The 14,646-nt window shown below is 64.8% G+C and carries 22 protein-coding genes; 6 read left to right on the top strand and 16 right to left on the bottom strand.

The window, feature by feature from the left end; translation table 11 throughout:
* The first annotated feature begins 9 nt into the window (after positions 1 to 9).
* The 4 genes from WFP78_RS22315 to WFP78_RS22330 are packed head-to-tail and all read left to right on the top strand — an operon-like array spanning position 10 to position 998.
* Entirely contained in the window at positions 10 to 183 is a 174-nt protein-coding gene (locus tag WFP78_RS22315) for a hypothetical protein (RefSeq protein WP_336966665.1), read from the top strand.
* A gap of 10 nt (positions 184 to 193) precedes the next feature.
* Entirely contained in the window at positions 194 to 616 is a 423-nt protein-coding gene (locus WFP78_RS22320; protein ID WP_336966666.1) for a thermonuclease family protein, read from the top strand.
* Positions 616 to 816: a DUF5818 domain-containing protein gene (locus WFP78_RS22325; RefSeq protein ID WP_336966697.1), complete on the top strand. Its 201-nt coding sequence runs from the start codon at positions 616 to 618 to the stop codon at positions 814 to 816. Before WFP78_RS22320 ends, WFP78_RS22325 begins: the two co-directional genes overlap by 1 nt.
* Complete coding sequence (locus tag WFP78_RS22330) at positions 813 to 998, top strand: DUF6961 family protein (protein ID WP_336966667.1); 186 nt, start codon at positions 813 to 815, stop codon at positions 996 to 998. Before WFP78_RS22325 ends, WFP78_RS22330 begins: the two co-directional genes overlap by 4 nt.
* A 25-nt stretch (positions 999 to 1,023) precedes the next feature.
* Here the strand turns inward: WFP78_RS22330 and WFP78_RS22335 are convergent, their stop codons facing one another.
* From WFP78_RS22335 to WFP78_RS22345, 3 genes are read right to left on the bottom strand one after another with little or no spacing between them, the layout of a single operon-like run.
* Positions 1,024 to 1,638 (bottom strand): GntR family transcriptional regulator, encoded by a 615-nt coding sequence (locus WFP78_RS22335; RefSeq protein ID WP_336966668.1) that lies wholly within the window; start codon positions 1,636 to 1,638, stop codon positions 1,024 to 1,026.
* Positions 1,635 to 2,564: a phytanoyl-CoA dioxygenase family protein gene (locus tag WFP78_RS22340; protein WP_336966669.1), complete on the bottom strand. Its 930-nt coding sequence runs from the start codon at positions 2,562 to 2,564 to the stop codon at positions 1,635 to 1,637. The genes WFP78_RS22335 and WFP78_RS22340 overlap by 4 nt, the downstream gene beginning before the upstream one ends.
* Complete coding sequence (locus WFP78_RS22345; protein ID WP_336966671.1) at positions 2,561 to 3,208, bottom strand: acyl-homoserine-lactone synthase; 648 nt, start codon at positions 3,206 to 3,208, stop codon at positions 2,561 to 2,563. The genes WFP78_RS22340 and WFP78_RS22345 overlap by 4 nt, the downstream gene beginning before the upstream one ends.
* Positions 3,209 to 3,393: 185 nt before the next feature.
* Here WFP78_RS22345 and WFP78_RS22350 point away from each other — a divergent pair, with 185 nt between their 5' ends.
* On the top strand, positions 3,394 to 3,669 hold the full coding sequence (locus tag WFP78_RS22350; protein ID WP_196871477.1) for an HU family DNA-binding protein: 276 nt from the start codon (positions 3,394 to 3,396) through the stop codon (positions 3,667 to 3,669).
* 39 nt (positions 3,670 to 3,708) lie between these two features.
* On the opposite strand, the gene WFP78_RS22355 is transcribed toward WFP78_RS22350, so the two are convergent.
* The 13 genes from WFP78_RS22355 to WFP78_RS22415 all read right to left on the bottom strand — a co-directional run bounded on the left by WFP78_RS22355 (position 3,709) and on the right by WFP78_RS22415 (position 13,469).
* Entirely contained in the window at positions 3,709 to 4,140 is a 432-nt protein-coding gene (locus tag WFP78_RS22355; protein ID WP_336966676.1) for a CopG family transcriptional regulator, read from the bottom strand.
* Positions 4,137 to 6,188, bottom strand: a complete 2,052-nt coding sequence (locus WFP78_RS22360; protein WP_336966677.1) for a conjugal transfer protein TraG — start codon at positions 6,186 to 6,188, stop codon at positions 4,137 to 4,139. Before WFP78_RS22360 ends, WFP78_RS22355 begins: the two co-directional genes overlap by 4 nt.
* A gap of 28 nt (positions 6,189 to 6,216) precedes the next feature.
* The gene (locus WFP78_RS22365; RefSeq protein WP_336966678.1) at positions 6,217 to 7,992 is read right to left on the bottom strand and encodes a relaxase/mobilization nuclease domain-containing protein; all 1,776 of its coding nucleotides are present in this window, start codon (positions 7,990 to 7,992) and stop codon (positions 6,217 to 6,219) included.
* 178 nt (positions 7,993 to 8,170) lie between these two features.
* A complete protein-coding gene (locus WFP78_RS22370) occupies positions 8,171 to 8,866 on the bottom strand; it encodes a lytic transglycosylase domain-containing protein (protein WP_336966680.1) in 696 nt (231 codons plus the stop codon).
* Positions 8,863 to 9,408: a S26 family signal peptidase gene (locus WFP78_RS22375; RefSeq protein WP_336966682.1), complete on the bottom strand. Its 546-nt coding sequence runs from the start codon at positions 9,406 to 9,408 to the stop codon at positions 8,863 to 8,865. The genes WFP78_RS22370 and WFP78_RS22375 overlap by 4 nt, the downstream gene beginning before the upstream one ends.
* Positions 9,405 to 9,914, bottom strand: coding sequence for a DUF2840 domain-containing protein (locus WFP78_RS22380; RefSeq protein ID WP_336966683.1), 510 nt, complete (start codon positions 9,912 to 9,914; stop codon positions 9,405 to 9,407). Before WFP78_RS22380 ends, WFP78_RS22375 begins: the two co-directional genes overlap by 4 nt.
* Positions 9,911 to 10,072 carry a ribbon-helix-helix protein gene (locus tag WFP78_RS22385; protein ID WP_336966684.1) on the bottom strand — a complete coding sequence of 54 codons (162 nt, stop codon included), beginning with the start codon at positions 10,070 to 10,072 and terminating at the stop codon, positions 9,911 to 9,913. The genes WFP78_RS22380 and WFP78_RS22385 overlap by 4 nt, the downstream gene beginning before the upstream one ends.
* Before the next feature lie 83 nt (positions 10,073 to 10,155).
* Complete coding sequence (gene parA, locus WFP78_RS22390) at positions 10,156 to 10,794, bottom strand: ParA family partition ATPase (protein WP_336966685.1); 639 nt, start codon at positions 10,792 to 10,794, stop codon at positions 10,156 to 10,158.
* A gap of 202 nt (positions 10,795 to 10,996) precedes the next feature.
* A complete protein-coding gene (locus WFP78_RS22395) occupies positions 10,997 to 11,860 on the bottom strand; it encodes a replication initiator protein A (RefSeq protein ID WP_336966686.1) in 864 nt (287 codons plus the stop codon).
* A 4-nt stretch (positions 11,861 to 11,864) separates the two neighbouring features.
* Positions 11,865 to 12,134, bottom strand: coding sequence for a helix-turn-helix transcriptional regulator (locus tag WFP78_RS22400; RefSeq protein WP_336966688.1), 270 nt, complete (start codon positions 12,132 to 12,134; stop codon positions 11,865 to 11,867).
* A 156-nt stretch (positions 12,135 to 12,290) separates the two neighbouring features.
* Positions 12,291 to 12,692, bottom strand: coding sequence for a DNA -binding domain-containing protein (locus WFP78_RS22405; protein ID WP_336966690.1), 402 nt, complete (start codon positions 12,690 to 12,692; stop codon positions 12,291 to 12,293).
* Between the two features lie 142 nt (positions 12,693 to 12,834).
* A complete protein-coding gene (locus WFP78_RS22410) occupies positions 12,835 to 13,020 on the bottom strand; it encodes a transcriptional regulator domain-containing protein (RefSeq protein WP_336966692.1) in 186 nt (61 codons plus the stop codon).
* Positions 13,021 to 13,172: 152 nt separating this feature from the next.
* Positions 13,173 to 13,469, bottom strand: coding sequence for a DUF736 domain-containing protein (locus tag WFP78_RS22415; RefSeq protein ID WP_336966693.1), 297 nt, complete (start codon positions 13,467 to 13,469; stop codon positions 13,173 to 13,175).
* A 686-nt stretch (positions 13,470 to 14,155) separates the two neighbouring features.
* On the opposite strand from WFP78_RS22415, the gene WFP78_RS22420 reads away from it, so the two are divergent.
* Positions 14,156 to 14,401, top strand: a complete 246-nt coding sequence (locus tag WFP78_RS22420; protein WP_336966695.1) for a DUF6771 family protein — start codon at positions 14,156 to 14,158, stop codon at positions 14,399 to 14,401.
* Positions 14,402 to 14,646 lie beyond the last annotated feature (245 nt).

A 14,646-nucleotide genomic window follows, 5' to 3' on the forward strand; every position in this document is an offset into this window, starting at 1 on the left:
AACGGATATGTGCGTTTGGAAACAGCGGACGGCGATTTCGTGGTCGTCAATGTCGATCGAGTGAGCTTCGTTCGGCGCTACCGTGGTGAGAACGACACCAGCGCGATCAATTTCGAGAAGGGAAATTATCTCGTCGTCAAGGGCAGTCTCGACAGTGTCATGACCATCCTGGCCGAAGGCTAAAGCGACGCTCATGCTTGCCGCCCTATCCGCAGTCGTTCTAGCATCCGGGCAGGCCTTTGCCTGTACGCCGACCCATGTCTGGGACGGGGACGGCCCGATCTGGTGTGCGGAAGGTCCAAAGGTGCGTTTGGCCGGTATAGCTGCCCGCGAGATGGACGGCACATGCAAACAGGGTCACCCCTGTCCCAAAGCATCGGCTATTGATGCACGAGATCGTTTGGTGCGCTTCCTTGGCGGCGCGAAAGCCAAGGCGCGGACAGGCCATATTCTCGTATCGGCGCCGACCATGCGCTGCATGTCGAATGGATCGGCACGGGGCGGTCGCACAGGGGCGTGGTGCAATCTGCCGGGCACGGGCGACATAAGCTGCGCCATGATTAGGACAGGCACTGTCCTGCGATGGGATCGCTATGCGCGGGGGCATTGCCGCTGATGCCAAGGGGAACGCGCCATGAGCTGACCGGCATCCTTCTGGAAGGCGACTTCTATCCGGTGTTGCGTGTAGCCGATGGAGGGCAATGGCGACTGGAGATCACCAAGAAATGGCGACCTCTTCTTGGCAAGCGCGTCGCAGTCATCGGCGTGCGTGACGGTTTCGATCTGATTGCCGTCGACCGGATCACCCTGGCATGACGCACGACCAGCTTCTGTGGGGCGCGGTGTCCATGCTGATGAAGCAGCATGGTGAGCACGCACCGCGCAAGGTGGCCGAACGGATCGGTTCCCTCGCGGTTGAGGGAGACATGGCTGGCGTGGCACTATGGAAAGGCATTGCACGCCGGATGGACATGATGATGCGGTCACGCGCTCAATAGCCGATCATAAACCAGGCCATTACATTCAAGGGTAGGGGGGCGATGTTCGCAGCAAGCGTATATAGGTGGCGAGCCGCCCCTTTCGCCGAGCATGAAACTTACGGACATGCTTTGCCAATGCCGATGCCGTCGCTGTTTCAGCCGCCGATTCTAGCTCGGCCAATTCTTCGCTCGTTTTCCCAATCACGCGTTCATCCAACTGGCGCATGGCGTGGAGCCGGTCATTGGCGCTTTCAACAGCGCGGGTGAACTCACTATTGCACTGCCTCAAGGCGAGGCGGAGAAAGAGACGCGCGGTCCGTTCGGGCACATCCGATGCATCGTGCTCCAACGTCGTGACACTGCCGATAGATGATCGTGGCTTGCGCATGGCCAGCAGGGCAAGTGCGGCGTTCCAGTCGAGCAGGTCACGCAACACGCTCTCGTCGAGTGACTGCACGTAGAAGCCCCCGCCTGCGATGGCTTCGACCAGTCCTTCCCCTGTCAGCCGGTTAAGAACGTCCCGGACAGGCGTGATGCTGACATGCATGTCGTCGGCAAGCCGGGCAGCCTCCAGACGCTGCCCAGGACGGAATCCGCCATCGATCAGGCGCTGCTTCAGCGTCTGGTAGCTGCGCTCGAGAATCTGCGCCGGACTCACCCGACCTTGCCCGCGCCATTGTCTTCCAGCCAGGGCCTGTCGTTCCCTGGCACCTGCCGGCTAAGGTAATGATCGACCAAATCCATCTGGTCGGGCCGGAGCGCATCGATTGCGGCAATATGCGCGGGTATCTCGTCCCTGAGCAGGATCGAGGGACATTGCCCCTCATAATTGCCGAGATTGGGACGGTGTTGGGCATATCCCACCAGAGCAGCGAGGGAAGGCGAGAAGGTTCGCGCGACAGACGGCGGATAGGCCAGCCACGGATTCTCATAGGGTTTGAGCCAGCCCAACGAATAGCCGGTCACAATCGCGCGCCGGACCTCATTCGATACGTTTCCGCCAGCACCGTGCAACGTTGAACCCAGGAACAGGATAGCAGACCCTGGCAGACAGGTCGCCGCGATCGGCTCGCCATAATCCTGCCGGGCCATGCCGGTCGCACCATGGCTCGCGGGATAGAGTTGGGTCGCGCCATTGTCCGCCGTGAACGGGGTGATCGGCCACATGACATTGAGCAGATATTCATGCGCGCCTTTGGCGCCCTGCCACATGTCGTGATCGCGATGCGGCAACTGCGTCAGGGCGCCGGGATGGATTTCGATGGCCTGGGCGACATTGAGCTGGATACGGTCGCATGCGGGGCTCAATATTTCGTGCGCGATTCCGACGATCAGCGGGTCTTCCACCAGCGGCGCGAGATGGCGGCTACGGCGCAGGAGGCCGCCAAAACGCTTGGTTCGCTCGCCATAGAAGCCGCCCTCGCAAAAGGGCGTCGCTTCGAAGATTGGCGACAGATCTCGCTCCAGCGCCAGAATCGCGGAAGGCAAATGAAGGACGGGTATGATGCAGAAGCCGTCGCGCAGGAGGCGACCGGTCCAATATTGCACCGCGGCCAGATGATCGATCGTTTCGAGCGGGTTCATGACAGCATGTCTCCCGCGTGTGCCGATGGTTCGACGTCGCTACCGATCAGAGCGAAACGGATCGGCTCGTACACGCCATTGGCACGCAGCTTGTCGATGGTGGTGTGATCGATCCGGATATGGAGGCCCACCAACAGGTCGCGGCCATGACGCACCGATGGTCCGAGCGCCCGGCAATCCCAGCCGAAACGGGCGATCTGATTGAACCAGGCCTGCTCGGCGACGCCGGTGTAGTCGGTGATCCCATGTCGGATGGCGTGGTCGGCCAGCGTGCTGACCAACTGATTGCGCGCGCTGCGCCGCTCGGCCGATCGCTGATGTCGGTCGAGACAGAAGCGCGTGATTTCCCGGATGCTGGGCCCGGTCGGGACAATGCCGGTACAAAGATGCGGATAGAGATGCCCCAATATGTGCTCGCGCTCCGTGCGCAGCAATCGCGCGGATGCGCGATGGACATGGTCGGGGCCAAGTAGGATCAGATATTCGGCGTCCGGCGTATCGAACTGGTCCACCTCGAACCGGTCGGCAAGGACGGGCAGATCCCAGCCCAAAAGGTCGATGAAGACCTCCTTACGGGCAGCAAACATCGCACGCATGGCGGCGCTTTCGCGCGCGCCATGACCGTGATCGGTCATTTCCATCATGGCAGGCTCCCTTGTGTAAGGTCCGACAAGGACAGCAGAAGGGGCCTAGCTCTCACATACCAAGAAATGGGGGGATGGCTGGGCCTGCCGCTACGCCATAGCCGCCGAAAGCCCGATTTTGCTCGACGATGGCGCGTGAAATTGGCAACCGTTTCCGCCCAAGGCACTGAGGAAAGGCTGCACCCATGAACTCTTCCGAACTTATTGACGCGGTGGCGAGCGCGACCGGCACCACGAAGGCCGACGCCAAGAAGATCATCGACGCTACGTTCGGCGCGATCGGCGATGCGGTCGGCAAGGGCGAGGAAGTCGCGGTCAACGGCTTCGGGAAGTTCAAGCTCAAGCTCAACGCCGCGCGCGAGGGCAAGAATCCGCGAACCGGCGAGCCACTGTCGATCCCGGCCTCCAAGGGGCTTGGCTTCTCCGCTGCCAAAGCGGTCAAGGACAAGCTGAACGGCTGATACAAGCGCCGACGGCCGCGTCGGCCGTCGGCTTATACCCTATGTTCGATCGGGTTCGTCACCGCCGAAGTCCTGCCCGATCTCGTCGATGAGGCGCGGCCCGGCTTCCATGCGAGCCGCCAGCGCCTCGACATAGCCTGTCCAGCGTATATTGGCGTCCGCGAGTGCGGCGCGCCGCGCTTCCTGCGGCAATGCGGGGTTCTGTAGCATCCACGCATGCACGAACAGGGCAAGCGCTTCACCGTTCAGGGCATTCTGCCATCCCTGCCGCTGTATCTCCCGATTCAGGCGATCAAGACGCCGCCCGATCGCCGCCTCGAGCCGATCGGACCCGTCGGCCGACAGGAAGGAAGCAAGCGCCGCCTCCACGACAAGCGCCTGGGGCTTGCGCTTGCGCCGCGCATAATCCGCCATCTGCATCGAGATCTCCGGCGAGAGGCGGATCGTGTGCTTGATCTTGAGCCCGCTCATAGTTCCACTCCATCGTCAGGATCGAGCGAGGCCTGCCGCGCGGCACGGCGCATCCGTTTCATCGCCCGCGCGCGGGCTGCATCATTGTCATCGTCGCTTTCGTGGAACTCGAACTCGGCTCGCGCGGATCGCTGCGGGGGCACGATCTCCTCCTGTTCTGGAAGATCGGGTTCCCGGCGGATACCGGCATTGGCATTGCCCGACTGCGAGGGCCGATCGTCGCGACAGGCCTCGCTCGATCCGCCTTGCGGATCAGTCTCCGGCGGTTTTGGCTGGAGGGGCACAGGGGAAACAGGCTTTGCTATAGGGACCGCGATGGTGGCGCGCTCGCTCCAGTCGTCGGACGTCGGCTTGCTTTTATCCGGCACCACACCCTCCGGCGGCGGCAGCAATCGCGCCGTGAAGCGCCTGTCCTCGAAATAGCGGGCCTTGGTGGCGCGCAGCGGCGGCATCCCCGATACCATCACGATTTCCTCGTTTGGCGGAAGCTGCATGACCTCACCCGGTGTCAGGAGGGGGCGCGGCGTTTCGGTACGCGAGACCATAAGATGCCCAAGCCATGGCGAGAGGCGATGGCCGGCATAATTTTTCATCGCGCGCATTTCGGTCGCTGTTCCCAGGCTGTCCGAAATCCGCTTGGCGGTCCGCTCGTCATTGGTGGCGAAGGCAACCCGCACATGGCAATTGTCGAGGATGGCGTTGTTGGGGCCGTAGGCCTTCTCGATCTGATTGAGGCTCTGGGCGATCAGGAAGGCCTTGAGACCATAGCCCGCCATGAAGGCGAGCGCGCTCTCGAAGAAATCGAGGCGACCAAGCGCCGGAAATTCGTCAAGCATCAGCAGGACCCGGTGGCGCTTGGCATCAGGCTTCAATTCCTCGGTCAGCCGACGGCCGATCTGATTGAGGATGAGGCGGATGAGTGGCTTGGTGCGACTGATGTCCGAAGGCGGCACCACCAGATAGAGGCTCGTTGCGCGCGCGCCTTCGACCAGGTCGGCGATACGCCAGTCGCATTGCCGGGTGACATGGGCGACCACGGGGTCGCGATAGAGGCCTAGGAACGACATGGCGGTCGAGAGCACGCCGGAGCGTTCATTCTCGCTCTTGTTCAGCAGTTCGCGCGCGGCGCTGGCGACGACCGGATGCACGCCAGCTTCGCCCAGATGCGGCGTCGTCATCATTGCGCGCAACGTGTTATCGATTGTGCGCCGGGGGTCGGACAGGAAGGCGGCGACCCCAGCCAGCGTCTTGTCAGGCTCGGCGTAGAGCACGTGGAGGATCGCGCCCACCAGCAGCGCATGGCTGGTCTTCTCCCAATGATTGCGGCGTTCGAGCGAGCCTTCGGGATCGACCAGCACGTCGGCGACATTCTGGACGTCACGCACCTCCCACTGCCCGCGCCGCACTTCGAGCAGCGGATTATAGGCAGCCGACGCGCTACTGGTCGGGTCGAACAGCAGCACGCGACCGTGGCGTGCGCGAAAGCCCGATGATATCTGCCAGTTCTCGCCCTTGATGTCGTGAATAACACAACTGCCCGGCCAGGTAAGCAGCGTCGGCACGACAAGGCCGACGCCCTTGCCACTGCGGGTCGGCGCGAAGCACAGGACATGCTCCGGGCCATCATGGCGCAGATAGTCCGGACCAAACCTGCCGAGCACGACGCCCTCGTCGCTCAGCAACCCGGCTTGCCTGATATCGGCAGGCACAGCCCAGCGCGCAGAGCCATAGGTTTCCGCGGTTCGGGCCTCGCGTGCACGCCAGACGGACATGCCGACCGCCACCGCAATTGCCGCGAAACCGCCCGATGCGGCGACATAGGCCCCGCGCTCGAAGATATGGGGCGCATAGGCGTCATAGCTGAACCACCACCAGAAGAAGGCGGGCGGCAGATAGACGGGGTGCTCGCCGATCATGAACCAGGGTGGCCCGAGTGCCGGTTGGTAGCCAAGACTTGCCGCCGTCCACTGGGTCGCACCCCAGATGGCGATCAGCACGACCAGGCCGACGAGCAACAACTGGCCCCAGAGTATGCGTGCGCCCGACATTGTCTTACCTCCTTGTCATTGATGAAAGTCACAGGCCGAGCCCGCGACTGCGGCCCGGCGACCAGTCGATCCGCCCGCCTGGGCTCATCGTGCCCAGCACCTGACTGCCAAGCTGGCGGTCGAGAGCGGGACGCCAGGGCACGAGCTGGAATCCGAGGCCGTCGTCGATCATTGCGAAGCGGCCCGATGCCAGGGTGACGCGCTCGCGATATTGGCCGCTCACGATCTCGCCGGGTGCGGAAGGCCGGTGGGCAAGCCCGGTCGCCTGCGCAATCCGCGTGGCGGCATCCTGCAATTCTGACGCGCGAAGGCTGGCGATCATGCCCGAAGGCAGCATCACCCGTCCGCCGCGCCGGGTCGCCACGCCAAGCGCGACCAGCTTCTCGCGCCGGGCGTCGAGGGCATCGCGGACTTCTCGGCCAAAGCCATTGGCCATGGACAGGGGTTCGTCGGCCACAAGCTGCCGGTCGATCCAGGTCGCACCCAGCGCATCGACCTGGGCGTGGAGCGGCATATCGGAGCGCGTTGCGAGCGACATGTGGGCGCGCCCATCGCGGCCCGTCCAGCTGCGCAGCTCGACGATGCCGCCGATCGGCGTATCGCCGGTCACTTCGAAATCCTCGAACTGCAGGTGATGGGTACGCCCGTCCACCCCTTCGATGATCGCGAAGGCGGTGCCGGTCAGTTCGTCGTGAAGCCGCCGGGCAGAGAGTCTGCCGATGACCGGATCCGTGGGCGCGCCATCGTGCAGGGTGAAGGTGGCAAGGTCGGGGCGGCGTCCGCTTGTCTGCATTGCCCGGTGCATCGTTTTGATGATGTCGGTGCGCATGCCGAGTTCGCGCAGGCTTTCCTCAAAGTCGGGTCCCAATGTCCACATCGCTGGCGCAATGGGTTCGGCCAGAGCCATCCGTTCGAGCCTGGCTGCGCGTCCCAGCAGAAGCTGGCTGTCGGCAGCGCCATATCCCGCGCCTTGGGCAGGCTCCTGACCCGCGTGCCCGGGCCGGAGATCGACGATCCCCATATTGCGGGCGCCCAGCCGTTGCAGTTTCTGGTCGAGCGACGTCCAGCGCTCGGCATCGACCTCTCGGGCAAGCGTCCGGGCAATCTCCTGGCTGGTGCGCGGCCCCAGTTCCAGCGTCGCCCGCGCCTCCGCGCGGGCGCGCATGCCTTCGCTGATATAGTCGCGATCGATGACGAGGTCGGACCCGTCATCGGTCCGCCCGCGCAGCAGGATATGGACATGGGGATTGTCGGTGTTCCAGTGATCGACGCCGACCCAGTCGAGCCGTGTGTCGAGATCGCGCGCCATGTCGGCCATGAGGTCGCGCGCAAAGCCGCGCAGGTCCTCCATGTCTGCCCCATCCTGGGGGGACACGATGAAGCGGAAATGATGGCGATCGTCTTCGCAGCGCCGCGCGAAATCCCCCGCTTCCACCCTATCGCTACGCTGGTCGAACAGGCGGGCATCCTGCCCGTCGCGGGTGACGCCGTCGCGGGCGAGATAGTCGATATGCCGGGCAAGTGGCGCGGCGCGGAAGCGGGTGCCCTTGTGACGCACAATCCGCGCCTTGATGACCACCTTCCGCCCGTCGGCACGGAAGCGAACCGATGCTGCGGCCAGCCTGCCCCGACCGATCGTGCCTGTGCCGCCCGACCGACGGGCTCTTGGCAATCGCATATGCCCGGCCTTGGCGGCCGCGCGCCGGACCTGGGTGGCCAGCGATACGACGCGTCGCCCCTGGCCAGCACCACGATCGCGTGCCCGGCCGGGTCGGATGTCGAAACTCTGCTCGTCCCGGTTCATGATGTAGGATTCCCGCCCAAAATGACCGTTGCCAGTCCCCGATCCGTTGAAAAAAGGGCAGAAATCGCTCCGAGCGCCGTCGCTGCAATTGCAGTGCCGCCGCTGAAAAAGCCCCAAAACCAACCACATGAGCCCAGGCCGACGGCGGGCCTTTTATCTCGCCATCCCCAAAAACCCTTCACGGCCTCCGCTCCGTGCGGTCGACGAAAAGGGAAGAAGCCGTGCCGGGCGCGCGAGATGGGACCAAGGGTAGGTCTCTGTCGGTCCGCGCTTCGATGGCGGATGCTCCGACGTTTCCGCGCGCGGGAAACAGCTTCGCCTCCATCCATGGGATGGCAGGCGGGCGCGCGGGATCGGACGGCGAAGCGGCAGGTTCGGCACCGATAAATGGCAGGAGTCGGCGCAGATAGGTCTGCGTTTCGCGGGGGAGCGGCCTGCCATCTCGTAAATAGGTTTCGTATCGGCCAGGCCCGGCATTATAGGCTGCCAGCATGCCGCTTGCGCCGTAGCGATCATACATGTCGCGCAGATAGGCAGCGCCCGCGATGATATTGTCGCGTGGATCGAACGGGTCGGTTCCCAGCGTGTGGCGAGCGCGAAGCTCGTTCCAGGTCGGGGGCATGATCTGCATCAGGCCCATCGCTCCCGCATGCGAAATCGCTCCGACATTTCCGCCGCTCTCCTGCCGCAGGACGGCCCATATCCAATGTTCAGGAAGCCCGAACCGGCGGGCGGCCTCAGCGACATGGGCCGCATAGCTGTGCGGGGCTCCGGACCGGAGCGGCTGCGCGCTGACTGCATTGTCGCTGCACGCCCATTGCAGGATCGCAGCGGCCAGCATGGCGTTCCAGAAGCGCCGCCTGCTGCCGCTCATGGCCGCCATCCCTGCCAGGCGAGCGACGCCCCCGGATGCGCGCGCGTAAGCAGCGGCGTCACCGTCCCTATCACCCTGGGCGCGGGTGTCGGGCCGAAATAGCGGCCATCGAGACTGTCGTCGACGCGCGGATTGAGAAGCAGGACTTCACCTGCACCGATCGTTCGGCAACCCCTCCATTGCGGCAAAGGGCGACCAACCCGGTCGCGGAGATGTGCGCGTGCGACGGGCCGACCGTCGATGGAGATGATCGCGCCGGCCCTGCAGACCTTCTGCCCGCTGGTTGCCGCCACCGGCTTGATCAGCGGGACGCCGAGCGGGACATAATGGCGGCGGGCAAGCCACTGACCCAGCGCCGGTTCGGGCATCGACAGGACGAGGTCGCCGATCGCGCCGGTGCCTCCGGGCGACACGCGATACAGGCCGACCGGTGCGCTTGGCGTCGCATTCCAGGCGATCCGCGGCGCGGGATCGATACAGGCGACGATCAGCGCAGATGTTCCAGCCACGAATGTCGCGGCGATATAGCGACGCCGCGTCATCGTTCGACCTCCCGGCGCAGTTCGAACGCGCGATGGCGCTGCATCGAATAGGGGCGCGGATCATATCCCGCTGCGATCCGGTTGTGGACGTGGCGCCAGTGATCGGGCGCGGCGGCAACGGGATCGATACCGGCGGCTTCCACGCCGTCGATCGCGCGCAGGACCTTGTCGACCTTGGGCCAGCCCTCGATGCTGAGCAATATCTCGCCGCCCGGGCGCACGAAGGGCATGGTCGAATAGGCCTCGCCTGCCGCGACGCTCCGCGCAATGTCGATCCGTGAGCGGACGGTGCCATGGTCGTTCGAGGCCCAGCGTACGAGCGCGAAGTGGCTGCCGGGCAGCAGTGTGAGGACGCGTGTCCGGCGGCTGAGGATTTGCTCGCCCACAGGATCGCCGAACCGCAGCCAATGTTCGAGCCGCCCCTCGATCCATATCAGCTCGACGAATGTCCGGTGCGCGAAGACGGGGTGCCGAGATGCGGTCTGTTGATAGCCTGAACGGGTCATGGTTGCTCCTTTCCGGTGTCGGGAAAATGCTGGTCGATGAGCGCTCGCATGAGGTCTGCGACGGTCTTGTTCTGCGCTATCGCCGCCAGCTTCAGCCGCTGGCGCATTGCGGGCGTGACATCGATGGTGAGCCGCGCGCTGAAGGCATCGGCGGACATGGGCGGCGCAGTCGGCCCCGCATTGATCCACCGCTCGGCGGCACCGGGCCGTGTAGCAAAGCCGTGACCGGAAGCGGGCTTCCTCATCGCGTGATCGCCATGATCTCAGCGGCCAACCGGGCGATGTCGCACGCTGCCGGGCCGCCGGGATCGGCTTCGCTTGCAAGACGCCCCTGCGCCATCACCTGCGCAAAGAGGACACGTTGGGCGATACCGGTGATGAGCGGTGCGGGCTGCCGATCTGCCAAAGCCGCGCGGGCATGCCGCGCGATCAGCGTGCGGGGGTCGCAGCGATTGAGGACGAAGCGCGCGTTCAGTCCCGGATGGAAACTGCGCGCCTCGGCGACGAGCGATACGATTTCCGCAGAGGCCCAGCCGTCGAGCGCCGAAGGCTGCACCGGGATGAGCGCAAGATCGGCTGCGATCAGCGCCGAGCGCATCAGGGCTGCGACGCGGGGTGGGCCGTCGATGATGACATGATCGACGCTGGCAGCCTGTTCGCGCGCCTCGATATGCAAGGTCTCGCGCGACAGGCCGATGACGCCGAACAGACGTTTATGACCCTCGGCTGCCCGCTGCTCGGCCCAGTCGAGGGCGGACCCCTGCGGATCGGCGTCGATCAGGCAGATGCGCATACCCTGCCGTGCCCATTGACCGGCAAGATGCAAAGCGAGCGTCGTCTTGCCTACGCCGCCCTTCTGATTGACCAGTGCGAGGATCATCGCACCGGTCCGCCGACAGCGCGCGCGCCTTGCCGCGTTCGCCTGCGGGTTAGAAAATATCCGTAGGATTCTCTATTAGCATTGTTAAGGGGCCAGAAATCGACGCGAAACTGCGGCGTTGCGGGGCAAAACGGTTCCCGATCGGCCGGGTTTGCGGTTCCCGATCGGCCGGATTGAGGGGTTCCCGATAGGTCGGCTTTTCTCATCTTTTTTCTCCCCGGCCGTGGCGCACGCGCCGAAGCGCCCGATCGAAGGGATCGTCGGGAAGAGGCTGGAAGAGCAGCATGTCCTTGCCCGCCACGGTCTGGAGCGAGAGCACATAACCCGGTAGCGATTGGGCGCTCACGATCGCCCGCAGCTTGAAGGCGAAGCGCTTGCGGGGAATGAGCATGCCGGACTTGAGATGAAGATGGCCGACCTCGAAGCTCCAGCCATTGACCTGGCGGCCGCCATGCTTGCGCACGAGGCGATAGAGCCAGCGCTCCATGCCGCCGGTCAGCGCGAAATAGGACCGGTCGATGGTGAGAATCAGCGCGCGATCGAGGATGCCCGCATAGAACCAGTCCGGCAGAATGAGTTCGATGCCGCGCGCACGGCCCTGACCGTCGAGATGCTCCTTCCATTCGTTGATCCAGGAGAAGCGGTGTCGCCGACGTTCGCTGGTTTGCCGGATCGATGTCGCGACCGTGGTCGATTGCAGCCGGTCGAGCGCCGCCTTGAGCCGGTCATAATGGTCCCCGCCGGTTCCCCGCCCGATGAAGCGGAGCAGTTCGTGCGGTTTGGCCTGCATCAGCCGGGACGTTCCGCGGCCCGCGTCGCGGGCTTCGACGATCTGACTGGCCGCCCAGATCAATATGTCGGCGTCCCAGATCGTCGCCATGCCATGTTCGTGCGTGGCTTCGACCTCGATCCAGACCTCGCCCATGCGGAAACGGATCGGCGCGACCCTCTTGCTCTTGGCGAGGCTGAAGAAGGGCCAGGACATGAGATCCTGGGCATCGCGCGGGGCGATATCGCCCCGCACCGCCCGAAACAGATCCAACTGTCTGTCGGTCGCGGTCGCCATGGCCTCAGCGCCGGACCGGGGCGCTGCCGTCGCGCCGCTTTGCCGGATAGACGGTGCCATGCCCCGGGTCCGACGTCGACCGGCGGGTGCCGATCGCGGCCCAGGCATCGAGATCGACCAGCGCATAGACGATGCGACCGCCCAGTTTGCGAAAGACGGGGCCGGTGCCGAAGCAACGGTGCTTTTCGAGCGTGCGCGGCGACAGGCCAAGATGAAGGGCGGCGTCGGGCGTCCTGAGATAGCGCGGCGCAACGACCGCAAGCTCGCTTTCCATGTCGGGTCTCCAGCTTCGAGGACCGGCGCGCTGGCCAGCCATGGGGTGTCGCCGACCAGAATGGCGCAGCCCGTCGCAGGGGCCGGAGTGGTGAAATGCGGGCATAGAAATTGTCACCCCGCGGAAGCCGGGCGATCCGCATGGGATAAGGCTGGTTCAGCCGACGGCGAGGAGATCGCGATAGCCGCCGTCGCGCAGGCGCCGGGCTTCCATGAGCAGCCGATGCGTGCCGCGGCGTTCGCTCGACGTCTTGAATTCCGATGCCGACAGCGAAGGCATGGCGGGATAGGCGAGGCGGGAAAGCTGGCGCAGCGAGGCGCCCGCCGCCCTGGCGTCGAGCAGGGACAGAAGGAGCGTAAGGCGGGCGGCCTGAAAGGACGAGAGCGGCGGGTCGGACGCGCCGATCTCATCGCCGCCTGCAAGCCAGGGCTGCGCTTGGCGTGTCGCCGTTAGACGCGCATCGAACGCAGTATCGAGCGGGAGATGAAAAGCCGGAGGGCACTGGGTGGCGCGCCTGCGAATCCACAGGCGATAGGTCTGGTGCCCGGTGCGCGCCACGATATGCCGACCATCCGGGGCCGACCGGCAAAAAGGCCGTCCGGCAGAGAGGCTCGGGAGCGAAAAGCCGGTGTCGGCGTCGATGATGACGACGGCCCCGGTGGCAGACGTCGACCAGTAAGCGGGGGCCAGGCCTGGCGCTCTATCGGGATCGAAGGGGAAAGCGCAGGCCCCATAACCGGGCAAAGTCCTCCTGTCCTTGTCGGGTCGCTGTCTTGAGAGCCGCGTAGCCGCGCCGGTAGGCGGGCGAGCGCGCGAGAAAGAGCTGCGCATAGTCGCAGCGGTCGAGCGATGCATCGTTCCAGGCGGTGTCTGCGGTCTTCGCCATCCTTCGCGCATCGCTCCTTTCGCGACGGCCAGACTGGCGGTGTGGCAGATGGGCGGAAGGCCCGATATCGAGATGACGCTATCCCCGTTCATGGACAAGCCTGGCCGTCGAGACTCGAACGGCACCCCGCTTGTGCGGGGTGCCGGAGTAGTTCAGCGCGACCAGATGAGGTTGTAGGTCTCGCCGTCCTCGGCTGCGACGAGGCTCGCGTAGATCGGGGCGGGAAAGCTCGGATCGTCCAGCTTGCAGCTCATATAGTCCGAGCCGGCGGCCGATGTCTTCGCCCATGCCGCGCCGAATTCGGCGGCACCCTGGAACAGCCGGAAGTCGGGCGCCTTGTCATTCTCCTTCACGCTGGGACGGAAGGTGGTTTTGACGTTGAGGGTCAGCGTCTTGATCGTGCCTGCGAAACCGTCCGTGGTCTTGGTGAAGGTGCCGATGATTGCCATGTCAGATACTCCTGTTTTCGAACCCGCGCCTGTCGCGGCCTCGATGGGAATGACAGGACCGGGGCGACCGGCGGCGCACCTGAAAGGCCGCAGAGTAGCGGAGGACCGGCAGGGCGGGGCTATTTTGCCTCGCGATGCAAAGCCGACTTGTCGGCGGCGGAAAATAGTCCCGCCCTGCCGGTTGCGTTCCGCCGGTCGAGGCGAAGCCGCTTCCGGTCAGACAGCCCATCGAACGCAGGCCGCAGCAGCGGATGAGGACCGGAGTCACAGGAATTGCGATGGAGCCCCCTCGACCCGAACCACGAAGGCGGCCACGTGATTGATCCAGGCGTCCGAACCCCCGGCTCCGAGCCACAGAAGTTGGGAGCGACATGCCTGGCTGCCGCTCCAGCGTACCGTGTTCGGCTGCGCGAACCTGCATCCGCCCCCGTCCATTGAGCGCAAACCGACGCCGATCCCGTCATCCACATGGCACAGCGAGCGCGCCGGTTCGGCGCTGCCCGGCGTATCTTCATGCAAATGCTGCATGCATGCAGTGCCCGCTGCCATTTCGCTTCGGATCGTCGCAATGCGCCTGGTTTTGCGTAACTGGTCTTCGCTATCGGAAGATCGCCCGCGCTATGGCATTTCGAACCGTCTTCCGAGATGGTACAGGATCATTCGGATGGACAGGGCGCGACCCTGCGATGCTGCGTATCGATATGGTCTTGCTCTTATGTTCTGCATTTGTTCTAATACTGCACATGGAACATGATTCTCTTTGGGTAGCCCAGAACCTGCTGGCGGCACCAGCCTGGGCGCGTGTGGCATTGTCGGCTCCCAAACCACAGTTGCGCGAGCAGGCGGCGGTGGAACTTGCCCAGGCGATGATCGCGGCATTGGCCCGTCCGCCCGTCATCCACGATCCGCGTCAGATGTCGCTGCCGCTCTGACGTGTCGGTCGACCCGATGTTACGGACGCGACCGATTATAAGCCCTGCCGCCATCATGCGCGATATGATCTTCGCTTCAAGCCGGACTGAGGCTGAGCACCACAGCGCCGTTACGGGTTTACAGATTGGCGGGGGGGGGGGGGGCGGGGGGGGGGGGGAGCGGTAGACACCCGGGGCGCGCGCGGCCGCCGGGGGCGGCGGCCCGCGACACCACCGCCCGGCGGGCGGGGGCCGGGCGGCGAGCG

The organism is Sphingobium aquiterrae (assembly GCF_037154135.1).
Lineage (GTDB): Bacteria > Pseudomonadota > Alphaproteobacteria > Sphingomonadales > Sphingomonadaceae > Sphingobium > Sphingobium aquiterrae.

Excerpts from the sequence above, each read along its gene's own strand:
- WFP78_RS22320 (WP_336966666.1), top strand. The coding sequence starts at position 194 with ATGCTTGCCGCCCTATCCGCAGTCGTTCTAGCATCCGGGCAGGCCTTT.
- WFP78_RS22325 (WP_336966697.1), top strand. The coding sequence starts at position 616 with ATGCCAAGGGGAACGCGCCATGAGCTGACCGGCATCCTTCTGGAAGGC.
- WFP78_RS22330 (WP_336966667.1), top strand. The coding sequence starts at position 813 with ATGACGCACGACCAGCTTCTGTGGGGCGCGGTGTCCATGCTGATGAAG.
- WFP78_RS22340 (WP_336966669.1), bottom strand. The coding sequence starts at position 2,564 with ATGAACCCGCTCGAAACGATCGATCATCTGGCCGCGGTGCAATATTGG.
- WFP78_RS22345 (WP_336966671.1), bottom strand. The coding sequence starts at position 3,208 with ATGATGGAAATGACCGATCACGGTCATGGCGCGCGCGAAAGCGCCGCC.
- WFP78_RS22350 (WP_196871477.1), top strand. The coding sequence starts at position 3,394 with ATGAACTCTTCCGAACTTATTGACGCGGTGGCGAGCGCGACCGGCACC.
- WFP78_RS22355 (WP_336966676.1), bottom strand. The coding sequence starts at position 4,140 with ATGAGCGGGCTCAAGATCAAGCACACGATCCGCCTCTCGCCGGAGATC.
- WFP78_RS22360 (WP_336966677.1), bottom strand. The coding sequence starts at position 6,188 with ATGTCGGGCGCACGCATACTCTGGGGCCAGTTGTTGCTCGTCGGCCTG.
- WFP78_RS22365 (WP_336966678.1), bottom strand. The coding sequence starts at position 7,992 with ATGAACCGGGACGAGCAGAGTTTCGACATCCGACCCGGCCGGGCACGC.
- WFP78_RS22370 (WP_336966680.1), bottom strand. The coding sequence starts at position 8,866 with ATGAGCGGCAGCAGGCGGCGCTTCTGGAACGCCATGCTGGCCGCTGCG.
- WFP78_RS22375 (WP_336966682.1), bottom strand. The coding sequence starts at position 9,408 with ATGACGCGGCGTCGCTATATCGCCGCGACATTCGTGGCTGGAACATCT.
- WFP78_RS22380 (WP_336966683.1), bottom strand. The coding sequence starts at position 9,914 with ATGACCCGTTCAGGCTATCAACAGACCGCATCTCGGCACCCCGTCTTC.
- WFP78_RS22385 (WP_336966684.1), bottom strand. The coding sequence starts at position 10,072 with ATGTCCGCCGATGCCTTCAGCGCGCGGCTCACCATCGATGTCACGCCC.
- parA (WP_336966685.1), bottom strand. The coding sequence starts at position 10,794 with ATGATCCTCGCACTGGTCAATCAGAAGGGCGGCGTAGGCAAGACGACG.
- WFP78_RS22395 (WP_336966686.1), bottom strand. The coding sequence starts at position 11,860 with ATGGCGACCGCGACCGACAGACAGTTGGATCTGTTTCGGGCGGTGCGG.
- WFP78_RS22400 (WP_336966688.1), bottom strand. The coding sequence starts at position 12,134 with ATGGAAAGCGAGCTTGCGGTCGTTGCGCCGCGCTATCTCAGGACGCCC.
- WFP78_RS22410 (WP_336966692.1), bottom strand. The coding sequence starts at position 13,020 with ATGGCGAAGACCGCAGACACCGCCTGGAACGATGCATCGCTCGACCGC.
- WFP78_RS22415 (WP_336966693.1), bottom strand. The coding sequence starts at position 13,469 with ATGGCAATCATCGGCACCTTCACCAAGACCACGGACGGTTTCGCAGGC.
- WFP78_RS22420 (WP_336966695.1), top strand. The coding sequence starts at position 14,156 with ATGCTGCGTATCGATATGGTCTTGCTCTTATGTTCTGCATTTGTTCTA.